This is a genomic window from Arthrobacter agilis (assembly GCF_030816075.1).
Taxonomy (GTDB): domain Bacteria; phylum Actinomycetota; class Actinomycetes; order Actinomycetales; family Micrococcaceae; genus Arthrobacter_D; species Arthrobacter_D agilis_E.
This window is the reverse complement of sequence record NZ_JAUSXO010000001.1, coordinates 3,500,289-3,515,233: the sequence shown is the minus strand read 5'-3', so window position 1 is coordinate 3,515,233 and position 14,945 is coordinate 3,500,289. Positions and strand designations below refer to the sequence as shown.

General features: G+C 67.9%; 10 protein-coding genes and 1 tRNA gene. 9 read left to right on the top strand and 2 right to left on the bottom strand.

Annotation, left to right across the window (positions count from 1 at the left end; genetic code table 11):
- The first annotated feature begins 40 nt into the window (after positions 1-40).
- A complete protein-coding gene (locus QFZ50_RS16605; RefSeq protein WP_307086014.1) occupies positions 41-217 on the top strand; it encodes a hypothetical protein in 177 nt (58 codons plus the stop codon).
- 109 nt (positions 218-326) lie between these two features.
- Here the strand turns inward: QFZ50_RS16605 and QFZ50_RS16600 are convergent.
- Positions 327-400: transfer RNA gene (locus QFZ50_RS16600), tRNA-Met, on the bottom strand.
- Positions 401-807: 407 nt separating this feature from the next.
- Between QFZ50_RS16600 and QFZ50_RS16595 the strand changes: the two genes are divergently transcribed.
- The 3 genes from QFZ50_RS16595 to QFZ50_RS16585 are packed head-to-tail and all read left to right on the top strand — an operon-like array spanning position 808 to position 5,053.
- Entirely contained in the window at positions 808-1,338 is a 531-nt protein-coding gene (locus QFZ50_RS16595) for a TetR/AcrR family transcriptional regulator (protein WP_307086013.1), read from the top strand.
- 2 nt (positions 1,339-1,340) lie between these two features.
- The gene (locus QFZ50_RS16590) at positions 1,341-3,074 is read left to right on the top strand and encodes an ABC transporter ATP-binding protein (RefSeq protein WP_307086869.1); all 1,734 of its coding nucleotides are present in this window, start codon (positions 1,341-1,343) and stop codon (positions 3,072-3,074) included.
- On the top strand, positions 3,071-5,053 hold the full coding sequence (locus QFZ50_RS16585) for an ABC transporter ATP-binding protein (RefSeq protein ID WP_307086012.1): 1,983 nt from the start codon (positions 3,071-3,073) through the stop codon (positions 5,051-5,053). The genes QFZ50_RS16590 and QFZ50_RS16585 overlap by 4 nt, the downstream gene beginning before the upstream one ends.
- Before the next feature lie 3 nt (positions 5,054-5,056).
- On the opposite strand, the gene QFZ50_RS16580 is transcribed toward QFZ50_RS16585, so the two are convergent.
- Complete coding sequence (locus tag QFZ50_RS16580; RefSeq protein WP_307086011.1) at positions 5,057-6,088, bottom strand: LacI family DNA-binding transcriptional regulator; 1,032 nt, start codon at positions 6,086-6,088, stop codon at positions 5,057-5,059.
- A gap of 94 nt (positions 6,089-6,182) precedes the next feature.
- Between QFZ50_RS16580 and QFZ50_RS16575 the strand changes: the two genes are divergently transcribed.
- The 5 genes from QFZ50_RS16575 (at position 6,183) to QFZ50_RS16555 (ending at position 14,917) form a co-directional block, all read left to right on the top strand.
- Positions 6,183-7,121 carry a carbohydrate ABC transporter permease gene (locus QFZ50_RS16575; RefSeq protein ID WP_307086010.1) on the top strand — a complete coding sequence of 313 codons (939 nt, stop codon included), beginning with the start codon at positions 6,183-6,185 and terminating at the stop codon, positions 7,119-7,121.
- Between the two features lie 77 nt (positions 7,122-7,198).
- Positions 7,199-8,068: a carbohydrate ABC transporter permease gene (locus QFZ50_RS16570; protein WP_307086867.1), complete on the top strand. Its 870-nt coding sequence runs from the start codon at positions 7,199-7,201 to the stop codon at positions 8,066-8,068.
- Positions 8,069-8,120: 52 nt separating this feature from the next.
- Positions 8,121-9,470, top strand: coding sequence for an ABC transporter substrate-binding protein (locus QFZ50_RS16565; RefSeq protein ID WP_307086009.1), 1,350 nt, complete (start codon positions 8,121-8,123; stop codon positions 9,468-9,470).
- A gap of 189 nt (positions 9,471-9,659) precedes the next feature.
- On the top strand, positions 9,660-11,702 hold the full coding sequence (locus QFZ50_RS16560; protein WP_307086008.1) for a beta-galactosidase: 2,043 nt from the start codon (positions 9,660-9,662) through the stop codon (positions 11,700-11,702).
- A gap of 29 nt (positions 11,703-11,731) precedes the next feature.
- Entirely contained in the window at positions 11,732-14,917 is a 3,186-nt protein-coding gene (locus QFZ50_RS16555) for an RICIN domain-containing protein (RefSeq protein ID WP_307086006.1), read from the top strand.
- Positions 14,918-14,945: the final 28 nt, after the last annotated feature.

Below are 14,945 nucleotides of genomic sequence, written 5' to 3'. Positions count from 1 at the left end.
CGTCGTCCCGTGGACGGGGCTCGGCACGTAAGTTGGTGTGATGCGCGCGATAAATGTGGACGAGCGAGATTCGGCCTGGGAGCGGGACGATGCTCGCTATCGCGTGTACGTATTCGAGGGAGCCGGCAACGCAGTCACCACTGTCGACATTTTGGACGCGACGGTTGAAGAAGCGTTGGAGACTGCCACCGCGATGTCGAATGATGATGAACAGTGACCGAAGGCGGTTATGTGGGGGGCGGCATAGCGCTCCTCAGGAAACGCTCTAAACCCGCCTGATGAAGTTCGGGCACCTACTCGACCGATCGTAAGTAGGTGCCTTGTTGTTGCGGGGACAGGATTTGAACCTGTGACCTCTGGGTTATGAGCCCAGCGAGCTACCGAACTGCTCCACCCCGCGGCGCATGGATGAGATTACGCACCCCACGAGGAAGACACCAATCAGGGTCACGCTAGGACCCGGAGCGAGCGTTTGAGCTGCTTCCCGCGGAGCCGGTGGCGTCCAGGGACAGCGAAAACCTCCCTCGCCCGGAAGCGCACCTCGAGCAGAAGGTGGACCTACACGGCTTCTAAAATTAGGGGCGAGTTTCAACGCCCGTCTAGCGCGGTCTCCGGGTTCCTGGCGACTCCCGCATCCTTCAGCACCCGATGGGGTGGCTGCGATATCTGGACTACCTCGGCTCCACATCGGGACGACTGATACAGCGCCGGAGACTCTTGTGAGTGAGCACTCACTCCACTAGCCTTCCTCCTATGGAAAAGCAGGGAGTGCGTGCGAGGCCTTTGTCGGTCGAGGACAGGCAGGACATGATCATCGCCGCCGTCATACCGCTCCTTCTGGAACGCGGTCGTGACGTGACCTCCAAGCAGATCGCGGAGGCGGCCGGAATCGCAGAGGGCACGATCTTCCGCGCTTTCGGCGACAAGGAGAGTCTCATCGCCGCCGCTGTGGATCGTTACTTCGATCCACTCGAGCTGCACGAGGCGTTGCGCGGGATAGATCCTGCGCTGCCACTCGAGGACAAGCTACGCGCGATACTCCTGCTGATGACGGAACGCTTCCAGGGCGCCATCAGGATGATGGCGGCGATCGGCGGGGAACGCCCGGCAACCGCCGGGGACGAGCGCCACGAGTTCGCGCAGCTCATCGGGCAGCTGTTGGAGCTCCACGACGACCAGCTGAACATCCCGCCGGAGCGCGTCGCGCACTTCATCCGGCTCATCGCCTTCGCCACGGCGATCCCGCAGTTCAGCGAGAGCCTGGACTTCTCGGTCGACGAGCTCGTGATGCTGCTCAAGCAGGGTATCGCCGGACGCGCGACGGCCGAAAGGAACTGATGATGCTCGCCAAGCTCATCGGCCGATACCTCCGGCCGCACCGGAATCTGATCATCGCCGTGGTCGTGTTCCAGCTCGTGCAGTCGATCGCCTCGCTCTACCTCCCGAGCCTCAACGCCGACATCATCGACAACGGCATCGCCGCGGGCGACACCGGCTACATTCTCACGATCGGCTCCGTGATGCTGGGGATAACCCTCCTGCAGGTCGCGGCCGCCATCATCGCCGTCTATTTCGGGGCCAAGGCCGCGATGCGGTTCGGCCGCGATCTGCGCGAGGCGATCTTCGTGCACGTCGGTGGGTTCTCCGAGCGTGAAGTCGCGCGCATCGGGGCACCCTCGCTCATCACCCGGACGACCAACGACGTGCAGCAGGTACAGATTCTCGTCCTCACAACCTGCACTCTTCTCGTATCCGCACCGATCCTCGCGGTGGGCGGCGTGATCATGGCCCTGCAGCAGGATGTCGAGCTGTCGTGGCTCATGGCCATCGCGATCCCGGTCCTGCTCGTGTCGATCGGCCTGATCGTCGTGCGCATGGTGCCCCTGTTCAGCCAGCTGCAGGTGCGCATCGACACCGTGAACCGGGTGCTGCGCGAGCAACTCACCGGCATCAGGGTCGTGCGCGCCTTCGTCCGTGAAGACCTTGAGACGGCACGCTTCGAACGGGCGAACGCGGATGTGACGCGCACGGCGCTCAGGGCGGGACGCCTGTTCGCCCTGGTGTTCCCCGTCGTGATGCTCATCATGAACGTCGCGAGCGTCGCGGTGCTGTGGTTCGGCTCCTTCCGCGTCGACAACGGAGACATGCAGATCGGAGCTCTCACGGCGTTCCTGAGCTACCTCATCCAGATCCTGATGGCGGTCATGATGGCCACCTTCATGGCGGTCATGATCCCCCGAGCCGCCGTGTCGGCGGTCCGTATCTCCGAGGTGCTGGACACTCCCACCTCGGTCGTACTGCCCGAACGGCCGGTCACCCAGTTGCATGGCACCGGCCTCGTCGAGCTGCGCGACGTCGAATTCAGCTACCCCGGCGCCGAGCAGCCCGTGCTGCACAACCTCAGTTTCCAGGCCCGGCCCGGTGAGACCACCGCGATCATCGGCAGCACCGGCGCGGGCAAGACGACGCTCGTGAACCTCTTGCCACGGCTCTTCGACGCCACGGGCGGTGCGGTCCTCATCGACGGGGTCGACGTGCGCGACCTCGACCCCGATCTCTTGTGGGGCCGCATCGGCCTCGTTCCACAGCGCGCCTACCTCTTCTCGGGAACCGTGGAGAGCAACCTGCGGTACGGCAACCCGGCCGCCACGGACGAGGAGCTCTGGGCCGCCCTCGAGACCGCCCAGGCCGCGGAGTTCGTGCGCCAGATGCCGGAAGGCCTCGGAGCACCGATCTCCCAGGGCGGCACCAACGTCTCGGGCGGCCAGCGCCAGCGCCTCGCCATCGCCCGCGCCCTCGTGAAGAAGAGTGAGATCTACGTGTTCGACGATTCCTTCTCCGCCCTGGACACGGCGACGGATTCCAGGCTCCGCCAGGCACTCGCCCGGTCGGAGCGATCCGCCACCAAGATCATCGTCGCCCAGCGCGTCTCAACCATCGTGGACGCCGACCAGATCCTCGTGATCGAGGACGGCGAGATCGTCGGCCGCGGCACTCACGACGAACTGCTGGAGACATCCGAGACCTACCGGGAGATCGTCGACAGCCAACTCCGAGCGGAGGAAGCAGCATGACCGTCCGAGAGACCCAGGGCAGGGCGGAGACCCCGATGCGACCTCCCGTGCGCCGGGGGCCCGGTGGTGGAGGCCCCTTCGGCGGCATGGGGATGCCCGTCGAGAAATCGATGAACTTCGGGCCGTCAGCCAAACGGCTGGTCGGACGGCTGCGCCCGCACCGTGCGAGCGTCATCGGCGTCATCGGCCTCTCCATCGCGAGCGTGACCCTCAGCGTGATCGGCCCCCGGATGCTCGGGCATGCGACCAATATCATCTTCGAGGGCATCATCTCGAAGCAGTTGCCGGACGGTCTGACGCAGCAACAGGTCATCGACCAGCTCCGGGCATCCGGTGACAACCAGCGGGCCGACATGCTGAGTGGGATGAACCTGGATCCCGGACATGGGATCGACTTCGATGCCCTCCAGTCGGTTCTCGGTATCGTGCTGCTGCTGTACGTGTTCGCCTCCGCGTTCTCCTGGCTGCAGGGCTACATCCTCAACGCGATCGTGCAGAAGACGGTCTACAAGCTCCGGGAGGATGTCGAGACCAAGGTCAACGCCCTGCCCCTGACGTACTTCGACAAAGTGCCCCGCGGAGAACTGCTCAGCCGGGTCACCAACGACGTCGACAACATCGGGCAGAGCATGCAGCAGACGCTGGCGCAGCTGATCACGAGCCTGCTCACCGTCATCGGGGTGCTGTCCATGATGTTCCTGATCTCACCGGCCCTCGCACTCATAGCCCTCGTCACCATCCCCCTCACCCTGCTGATCACCACCGCCATCGCCAAGCGCTCGCAGAAGCTCTTCGTGGCGCAGTGGACGCACACCGGCGCCCTCAACGCACAGGTGGAGGAGGCGTACTCCGGCCACGCGCTCGTGAAGGTCTTCGGCAGGCACCGCGAGGTCGAACAGCGCTTCCGCGCCAAGAACGAGGAACTGTTCACCGCCAGCTTCGGTGCCCAGTTCATCAGCGGCATCATCATGCCCGCCATGATGTTCGTCGGCAATCTCGTCTACGTCGCGATCGCCGTCGTCGGTGGCCTGTTCGTCGCCAGCGGCTCGATGTCCCTCGGGGACGTCCAGGCCTTCATCCAGTACTCCCGGCAATTCACGCAGCCGCTCAGCCAGCTCGGCTCGATGGCGAACCTGCTGCAATCCGGCGTCGCCTCGGCCGAGCGCGTGTTCGAACTCCTCGACGCCGACGAGCAGCGCCCTGACCCGCAGCCGGCGATGACGCCGGGGACCACCTCGGGCCGCCTCACGTTCGACGACGTCTCCTTCCGCTACGAGGAGGACCAACCACTCATCGAGAATCTGTCGCTCGTCGCCGAACCCGGCCAGACCATCGCGATCGTCGGCCCGACAGGGGCAGGGAAGACGACGCTCGTGAACCTCATGATGCGCTTCTACGAGATCGACTCCGGACGGATCACTCTCGACGGCACCGACATCGCGACGATGGCCCGTAAGGACCTGCGCTCACGCATGGGCATGGTGTTGCAGGACACCTGGCTGTTCGCCGGCACCATCCGCGACAACATCCTCTACGGCCGCCCGGACGCGACCGAGGAGGACATGCTCGATGCCACCCGCGCCACCTACGTGGACCGCTTCGTGCGCTCCCTTCCCGACGGCTACGACACCGTCCTGGACGACGAAGGCGGCAACGTCAGCGCCGGGGAGAAGCAGCTACTCACGATCGCCCGCGCGTTCCTCGCCAGACCCAGCGTGCTCATCCTGGACGAAGCGACGAGTTCGGTGGACACCAGGACCGAGGTGCTCGTACAGCACGCCATGAAAGCGCTGCGCCGTGACCGGACGAGCTTCGTGATCGCCCACAGGCTCTCCACGATCCGTGATGCTGACCTGATCCTCGTCATGGAGGCGGGTGCGATCGTCGAGCAGGGAACGCACGCTGAGCTACTGGGCGCGGGAGGCGCATACTTCGCGCTCTACAACTCCCAGTTCGCGGCCGCCACGGAGGAGGCCTAGAGCTCAGCCCCGTGCGCCGGTACTCTCCCGCACCACGAGCCGTGTCGGCACGAGCTCCCGCCCCGGCTCCGTCGAGTTCTCCCGCATCTGCTTGAGCACCTTGTCCACGCAGCGCCGGCCCACCTCCGCGAAGTCCTGGTGCACCGTGGTCAGGGGCGGGCTAAAGGAGGTGCTGTCGGGGATGTCGTCGAAGCCCACGATGCTGACGTCCTGCGGCACCCGGATGCCCTTCTCGTGGAAGGCCCGCAGCACCCCCAGCGCCATCTGGTCGTTCCCCACGAACACCGCGGTGCAGTCGGAGGACGCCAGCTTGAGTCCTGCGAGGTAGCCCGAGTCCGCCGACCAGTCCCCACGCAGCAGCGGCGGCTCCGAGCGACCCCGCGCGGCCAGCGTGGTCCGCCACGCGTTGACCCGCCGCTCGGAGGCGAAGGACGCCGACGGGCCCGCAACATGCCACACCGTCGGATGCCCCAGGTCCAGCAGGTGCTCCACGGCCTTCCGGGCGCCGTCGGCCTGGTCCGTGTCGATCACGCTGTACCCGTCGCTCGCATCGGAATCCACCACCACGGCGTGGACGCCCGGCGGCAGGGACACGGTGGCGGCGTCGAGCAGGTGGACCTCCATGATCACGATGATCGCGTCCACCGCCAGCTCGTTCAGCCGTGAGAAGGCCCCCCGCACACCGGCCTGCGTCGGCGCGGAGACGGGGATCAGCGTGATGGCGTAGTCCTCCTCCGCGGCGCGGGCGGCGATGGCCTCGAGGGTGCGGACGTTCCCGGTGGTGGAGAGCGTGAACAGGATGACGCCGAGCGTCCGGAAACTCCCCCGCTTCAGGGCCCGTGCAGCGCTGTTAGGCCGGTACCCGAGCTCGTCCATGGCCTTGATGACCTGCTGCCGCGTGGACTCGATGACGCCCGGGCTGCCGTTGGACACCCGCGACACCGTCTGGGCCGAGACACCGGCCAGGCGTGCGACGTCGGACATCGAGACGCGCCGGTCCTCACGGGTGAGGTGTTGACGCGGTGGTGAGGACATGTGACCATCGTAACAACAATGTTTGCGTAAACATCGAGCTTCCAGCCCTGCTATGTTTACGCAAACATCAGTCCCCAGTCAGAAGGATCCACCCATGACGACGGCGTCTCCCCCACCGGCCGTGCTCGGCACGCAGCCGAAGCCCGCCAAGCGAGCGCAGAAGCGCCCCCAGAAGCGTTCCTGGTCCGGCTGGCTGTTCATCGGCCCGTTCATGGCGGTCTTCGCGCTCGTCTTCCTGGCGCCGATCGCGTACTCGATCTTCCTCAGCTTCTTCCGCAACCAGCTCGTGGGCGGCAACGGCTTCGTGGGCTTCGCGAACTACTCGCAGGCCCTGCAGGACCCCCAGTTCTGGTCCTCGCTCTTCCGCGTGACCCTGTTCCTCGCGGTGCAGGTGCCGGTGATGCTGCTGATCGCCCTCCTGGTCGCCCTGGCACTGGACAGCGGCCGGCTCTACGGGAAGTCCTTCTTCCGCATCTCGATCTTCCTGCCGTACGCGGTGCCCGCCGTCGTCGCCAGCCTCATGTGGGGCTTCATGTACGGCACGCGCTTCGGCCTGGTGGGCAACATCAACAGCGCTCTCGGCATCAACCTGCCCAACCCGCTCTCCCCCGAGCTGATCCTCGCCTCGATCGGCAACATCGTCACGTGGGAGTTCATCGGCTACAACATGCTGATCTTCTACTCCGCCCTCCGCGTGATCCCGAAGTCCCTGTACGAGGCCGCGGAGATCGACGGCGCCAGCCAGTTCCGCCTCGTCACCGCCATCAAGCTACCCGCCATCCGCGGAGCCCTCGTGGTGGCCGGCATCTTCTCCGTGATCGGCAGCTTCCAGCTCTTCAACGAGCCCGCCATCCTGCAGAGCCTCGCGCCGAACTCCATCTCCACGTTCTTCACCCCGAACCTGTACGCCTACTCGCTGAGCTTCTCCGGCCAGCAGTACAACTACTCCGCCACCGTGGCCATCATCATGGGCATCATCACCATGGTCATCGCCTACGCCGTGCAGCTGCGCGGCATGCGGAAGGAAAGCTGACCATGAGCGTCGCCGTCGAACCCACCCGCACGGACAAGCACGGGACCAGGCAGAAGACGAAGCCCGGCTACGTGCGCATGAAGAGCACGCGCCGCGGCGTCGACAACCCGCGCCGCAGCGTCCTGCTGACCGTCCTCACCGGGATCGTCCTCGTCTACAGCCTCATCCCGCTCGTCTGGCTGTTCATCAACTCGTCCAAAACCCAGGCCGATCTCTTCACCTCGTTCGGCCTCTGGTTCTCGGGCGACTTCGCCCTCTTCGGCAACATCGGCGACACCCTCGCCTACGACGACGGCATCTTCGGCCGCTGGTTCCTCAACACGGTGCTGTACGTGGTGCTCGGCGCCGGCGGGGCCACGTTCCTCGCCGTCCTCGGCGGGTACGCCCTCGCGAAGTTCAGCTTCCCGGGCAAGAAGGCCGTGTTCGCCGTCGTCATCGGCGCGGTCGCCGTCCCCGGCACCGCCCTGGCGGTCCCCACATTCCTCATGTTCAGCGAGATGGGCCTCACCAACACCCCGTGGTCGGTGATCATCCCGTCCCTCATCTCGCCGTTCGGCCTGTACCTGATGTGGACGTTCGCCTCGGAGGCCATCCCCACCGAACTGCTGGAATCGGCCCGCATGGACGGCGCCGGCGAGTTCCGCACGTTCTTCCAGATCTGCCTGCCACTGCTGGGACCGGGCATCGTCACGGTGCTCCTGTTCACCATGGTGGCCACGTGGAACAACTACTTCCTGCCGCTGATCATGCTCAAGGACCCCGCCTGGTACCCGCTGACCCTCGGCCTGAACGCCTGGAACGCGCAGGCCTCCACGGCCGGCGGCGAGGCCATCTTCAACCTCGTCATCACCGGCTCGCTCCTCACCATCCTCCCGCTGATCGCAGCGTTCCTGCTGCTGCAGCGCTACTGGCAGTCCGGCCTCAGCGCCGGCGCCGTCAAAGAGTAGACCCCCTCCCGAACACCCCCTTCCGAAAAACGATGAAGTGAAAAGGAACCCCATGAAGAGCAAAATCTCCCCGGCGGTGCTGCGCGGTTCGGCACTGGCCCTCGCGGCAGCCCTCGCCCTCACCGCCTGCGGTGGCGGCGGGAACGACGCCGGCGGCTCAGCACCCGCGGAGGTCAGCGCCGACGACGTCCAGGCGGCCCTCGACAAGGGTGGCGACCTCACCGTCTGGGCCTGGGAGCCCACGCTGGAGAAGGTCGTCGAGGACTTCGAGGCCGAGCACCCGAACGTGAACATCGACCTCGTGAACGCCGGCACCGGCAACGACCAGTACACGGCGCTGCAGAACGCGATCGCCGCCGGCTCGGGCGTGCCCGACGTCGCGCAGGTCGAGTACTACGCGCTCCCCCAGTTCGCCCTGGCCGAATCCGTGCAGGACCTCACCGGCTACGGTGCCGGCGACCTGCAGGACACCTTCAGCCCCGGCCCGTGGAGCTCCGTCCAGGCGAACGAGGGCATCTACGGCCTCCCCATGGACTCCGGGCCCATGGCCCTGTTCTACAACACGGAGGTCTTCGAGAAGTACGGCGTCGAGGTCCCCACCACGTGGGACGAGTACGTCGAAGCGGCCCGCGCACTCCACAAGGCCGACCCCAACGTGTACATCGCCAACGACACGGGCGACGCCGGCTTCGCCACCAGCCTCATCTGGCAGGCCGGCGGCAAGCCCTACACGGTGGACGGCACCGACGTGAAGGTCGACTTCTCCGACGAGGGCTCCACCAAGTTCGCCGAGACGTGGCAGCAGCTGCTCGACGAGGACCTCCTGGCCCCCATCAGCTCCTGGAGCGACGAGTGGTACCAGGGCCTCGGCACCGGCACCATCGCCACCCTCGCCACCGGCGCCTGGATGCCCGGCAACTTCACCTCCGGTGTCCCCGCGGCCGCCGGCAAGTGGCGTGCGGCACCGCTCCCCCAGTGGGAAGAGGGCGGCACCGCGAGCGCCGAGAACGGTGGCAGCTCGCTGACCATCCCGGCCGCCAGCGAGCAGGGCGCCCTCGCGTACGCCTTCCTCGACTACGCCAACGTGGGCGACGGCGTCCAGACCCGCATCGACGGCGGCGCGTTCCCCGCGACGTCCGCGGCCCTCGAGTCCGACGAGTTCCTGAACTCCGAGTTCGAGTACTTCGGCGGCCAGAAGGCCAACGAGATCTTCGCGGAGTCCGCGCAGAACGTCCCCGAAGGCTGGTCCTACCTGCCCTTCCAGGTCTACGCGAACAGCATCTTCAACGACACCGTGGGCCAGGCCTACGTCTCGGACACCCCGCTCAAGGACGGGCTGAAGAGCTGGCAGGACGCGAGCATCAAGTACGGCACCGAGCAGGGCTTCACCGTCTCGGAGTAGTACCACCAGACCCGGACCGGGCGGGAGCTCGCGCGCATCCGCCCGGTCCGTTCCACTTCCCGCTGTACCCCTTTTCCGCTGTACCCCTTTTCCGCTGTACCCGCCGTCTTCCGCCCTGCCCACCGGCAGGCCCCGGACGGCGCCGGACGCACCATCGGTGCCCCAGGAAACACCCCAAGGAGCTGTCCCGTGTCTATCCCCACCACCCACCGCTGGCTGCGCTGGCCGTCCGAGCCGAACCGCCGGCGCATGGCCTTCGGCGCCGACTACAACCCCGAGCAGTGGCCGCGCGAGACGTGGGACGAGGACGTGCGCCTCATGCGCGAGGCCGGCGTCAACGTGGTGTCGCTCGCGATCTTCTCCTGGGCCCGCCTGCAGCCCGAGCGGGACACCTGGAACTTCGCCTGGCTGGACGAGATCATTGACCTCCTGCACGCCAACGGCATCGCCGTCGACCTCGCCACCGCCACCGCCTCCCCGCCGCCGTGGCTCGCTACCGAGCACCCCGAGATCCTGCCCGTCACGGCCGACGGCGGCATCCTCTGGCCCGGCGCGCGCCAGCACTGGCGCCCCACCAGCCCCGTCTTCCGCGAGCACGCCCTGAAGCTCGTCACCACGATGGCCGAGCGCTACAGGGACCACCCCGCCGTGTGCGCCTGGCACATCTCCAACGAGCTCGGCTGCCACAACATCTACGACTACTCCGACGACGCCGCCCGCGCCTTCCGCACCTGGCTCACCGACCGGTACGGCAGCATCGACGCCCTCAACGACGCCTGGGGCACCGACTTCTGGGCCCAGCGCTACACGCGCTTCGAGCAGATCCTGCCCCCGCGCCAGGCCGCCTCGCACCCCAACCCCACGCAGCAGCTCGACTTCAAGCGGTTCTCCTCGGACGCCCTCAAGCAGTACCTGCGCGAGGAACGCGACATCCTCAACAGCATCACCCCGGACATCCCCGTCACCACGAACTTCATGGTCATGGGCGAGACCAAGGGCATGGACTACGCCGACTGGGCCTCCGAGGTGGACTTCGTCGCCAATGACCACTACTTCGTGCCCGGCCCGCAGGCCGTCGACGAGCTCTCCTTCTCCGCCAACCTCACCGGCAACATCGCCGGCGGCAGGCCCTGGTTCCTCATGGAGCACTCCACGAGCGCGGTGAACTGGCAGCCCGTCAACACCCCGAAGAAGTCCGGCGCCCTGCGCCGCGACTCCCTCACCCACGTGGCCCACGGCGCGGACGCCGTCTGCTACTTCCAGTGGCGGCAGTCCAAGGCCGGTGCCGAGAAGTTCCACTCCGCGATGGTCCCCCACGCCGGCGAGGACAGCCCAATCTTCCGCGACGTCGTGGCCCTCGGCCGCGAACTCGGCGAGCTCTCCGCCGTCGTCGGGTCCCGCCGCAGCGCAGCCCCTGCCGCGATCCTCTTCGACTGGGACTCCTGGTGGGCCTCCGAACAGGACTCCCACCCGTCCGACCGCCTGCGCTACAAGCAGGAGGCCCTCGACTGGTACTCGGCGTTCCTGGCCCTCGGCATCCGTGCCGACGTCGTCCCCTCCGCCGCCGACCTCACCGGCTACGGCCTCGTCGTCGCGCCCATCCTGCACACCGTCCCCGCCGCACTGAAGACGCGCCTGGAGGAGTACGTGGGCGACGGCGGGCATCTTGTGGCGAGCTACTTCAGCGGCATCACGGACGAGAACGACCACATCTGGCTCGGCGGCTACCCGGGCGCCCTCGCGGACCTGCTCGGCGTGCGCGTCGACGAGTTCGGCCCCCTGCTCGACGGCGTGGACGTCCAGCTGGACAACGGCACCACCGCGACCCTCTGGGCCGACCGCGTGCAGCCCCGCGCCGACGGCGTCGAGGTCCTCGCCCGCTACACCACGGGCGAGCACTCCGGCGACGCCGCCGTCACGCGCCGCACGGTCGGGTCCGGCAGCGCCGCCTACGTGGGAGCGCGGCTCGGCGCGGAAGGCCTCGAGCCCGTCCTCGCGGACCTCGCCGCCCGCGCCGGCATCGCCAGCGAGCTGCCCGCCGAACTGCGCGGCGCCGTGGAGCAGGTGCTGCGCACCGGTGACGACGCCGACTACGTCTTCCTCATCAACCGCACCGACGCGCCCGTGGACATCACCGGCGTCGACGGCGACACCCTCACCGGCGAGGAGTCCAAGCTGGCTCCCCGCTCCGTCGCCGTCCTCACGAGGAAGGCCCGCACCACCGTCTCGTAGTTCAACCCTTGCTGGAAGGAACCCGTTCAATGACGAATCGATCCAGGCGTGCCACTCAGGCCGCCGCCACGGGGGTGGCCGCCGTCCTGGCCGCCGCCTCCCTGATCGGGGGTGCGGCACAGGCCGCGCCCCCGGCTCCGCCCGCAGCGCCCGCCGTGCCCGACGGCGCCCTCACCCTCACGCCCGACCCCTCCTACCAGGGCGAGGAGTTCGAGGGCTGGGGCACGAGCCTCGTCTGGTTCGCGAACGCCACCGGCGACTACCCCGACGAGATCCGGAACCGCCTCGCGGAGCTGGTCTTCGGCCCCGAGGGCCTGAACCTCAACATCGCCCGGTACAACATCGGCGGCGGCAACGCCCCCGACGTGAAGGACTACCTGCGCCCGGGCGGCGCCGTCGAGGGCTGGTGGAACGCCCCCGAGGGCACCACGCGTGAGGACACCGACTGGTTCGACCCCGAGGACCCCGCCGACTGGAACTTCGAGGCGGATGCCACGCAGCGCTGGTGGATCGACCGCATCAAGCAGGACATCACCCACTGGGAGGCCTTCAGCAACTCGCCGCCCTGGTTCCAGACCGTCAGCGGCTACGTCTCCGGCGGCTTCGACGCGAACAAGGACCAGCTGAAGACCGAGAGCATCGACGACTTCACCTCCTACCTGGTGCGCGTGGTCGAGGAGCTCGAGGACGCCCACGGCATCACGGTGGACACGCTCGACCCGTTCAACGAGCCCAACACCAACTACTGGAGCACGCGCCTGAACGCTGGTGGAGAGCCGGTCGGCGGGCGGCAGGAGGGCGCGCACATCAGCCCGCAGCTCCAGCAGCAGGTCATCAGGGACCTCGCCCCGAAGCTCGACGCCGCCAGTACGGATGCCACCATCTCCGCGATGGACGAGACCAACCCGGGCACGTTCGCCACCAACTGGAACACATACCCCGCGGAGGTCCGCGACCTCGTGGACCAGCTCAACGTCCACACCTACGGCACCGGCCAGCGCACCACCGTCCGGGACATCGCCAAGGGCGAGGACAAGCCTCTGTGGATGAGCGAGGTCGAAGGCTCCTGGGGCAACGGCCAGAGCTTCACCAGCATGGAACCGGGCCTCGGCATGGCCAAGCGCATCACGGACGACCTCCGTGAGCTGGAGCCCAGCGCCTGGGTGTTCTGGCAGCCCGTGGAGGACTACGACAACATGAAGCCCGGCGGCGAGTCCGCGGCCGGCGCCAACTGGGGCAGCATCCAGATGCCGTTCGACTGCACCGACGCCGACACGCTCGAGAGCTGCCCCATCTACACGAACACCAAGTTCGACACCGTGCGGAACTACACGCACTACATCCAGCCCGGCGACCGCCTGGTGCAGGTGAACGACGACGACACCACCGCGGCCATCACCGGCACCGGTGCCGCCGTGGTCCACATCAACGAGTCCACGGACGCGAAGCCCGTGGTCCTCGACTTCTCGAAGTTCGGGTCCGTCGCCAAGGGCGCCACGGTCACCCCCGTGGTCAGCGACGTCAACGGCGCGCTCGTGGAGGGTGCGCCGGTCGCGATCGAGGGCGGCTCCGCCGTCGTCACAGCACCCGCCGAGTCCGTCACCACCTTCGTGGTCGAGGGCGTCTCCGGCATCGCGGAGGACGCGGCAGCCCTCCAGGACGGCAACGTGTACCGCCTCCAGGGCGTGCAGAGCGGCACGTCGATCGAGAGCCGCGGCGGCACCGCCGTCATCAGCGCCACCGACCCCGCCGACGCTGGCCAGCTGTTCCGCTTCACCAGCCTCGGCGAGGACAACACCAACCGCGAGCGCTACTCCATCACCACGCTCGACGGCGCCTCGCAGCTCGCCGACGAGGGCGGCGCCGCCGTCCTCACCCCCGCAGGAGCGAACCCGCGCGCCGAATGGATCGCCTCGACCACCGGCGACGGCACGTACACCTTCGTGAACGCCGCGACGAACCTGCTGCTCGAGGTGGGCGGCGGATCGACCGCCGAGGGCGCCCCCGTGACCCTCTACCTCGCGAACTCCGGCGCCAACCAGCGCTGGACGCTGATCGACGAGACAGTCCTCTCGGTGCAGGCCGCCACGGCGTTCACCGTCCCCGGCACAGCCCCCGTGCTGCCGGAGACCGTCACGCCGGTGTACCGCGACGGCGCCCGCGGAGCGATCCCGGTGGAGTGGAAGATCCCGAACGACAACCGCTGGAAGAAGCCCGGCACCGTGAAGGTCAAGGGCACCGCGACCGACGTCACCGGCACGCAGTTCCCCGTGGAACTCACGGTCACCGTGGACACCCTCGTGTCCACGCAGCCGGCCCGCGCCAAGGCCGTCGTCAACGGGCTGCCGGGCCTGCCCGCCACCGTGACCGCCGTCGGCAGCCAGGGCGGCACGGTCGAGCGTCCGGTCACGTGGAGCGCCCCGGTCGGCTACCCCGCCCCCGGCGTGTACGAGCTGTCCGGCACCGCCGACGCCGGGAACGGCAGCACGCTCCCGGCGACCGTCCGCATCCAGGTCACCGAGGGCACGCTGGACAACGTGGCCGACGACGGCGGCACCACTGCGAGCGCCACGTTCACCGAGCCGGGCTACGGCACGGCCGGACTGTTCAACGGCGACACCCGCGACAAGGCGTGGTCCAACTGGCGCTCCAGCGCCAAGAACGCGGCCGACACCCTGACCGTGACGCTACCCGAGGCACACACGCTGGGCGGTGTCGTGGTGCACTTCTTCCGCGACGGGTCCTCGGACAGCTATGCGCAGACCCTGCAGTTGCAGGTGCAGGGTGCGGACGGCGCCTGGAGCAACGCCGGCGGTGCTGTCGGCGTCCCGGCCGGCTCGCCCGCGCCGGCGGTGACCCTGCCGCTGGACGGCGTCACGGCGTCGAGCGTCCGCGTGGTCATGACGGCCCGCCCGAACACCCACATGGTGGTCAGCGAGATCGAGGTCCTCGGCGCCGTTCCCGCGGAGTCCTCGGATGCGGCCCTCGCCGGCATCAGCGTGGGCGGCACGCCGGTCGCCGGGTTCGATCCCGCGGTCACGAGCTACGCGGTGCCGATCAAGGGCAAGACGCCCGTCGTCTCCGCCCTCCCGTCGGATCCCTACGCCACCGTGTCCGTGACGCAGCCCTCCGGCAGCAACCGGACCGCCGTGCTCACCGTGACGAGCGAGGACGGGTCGGCCACGGCCACCTACCGCGTGGACCTCACCCGGTAGCACGTCCGCACGAAGCACGAACGGGGCG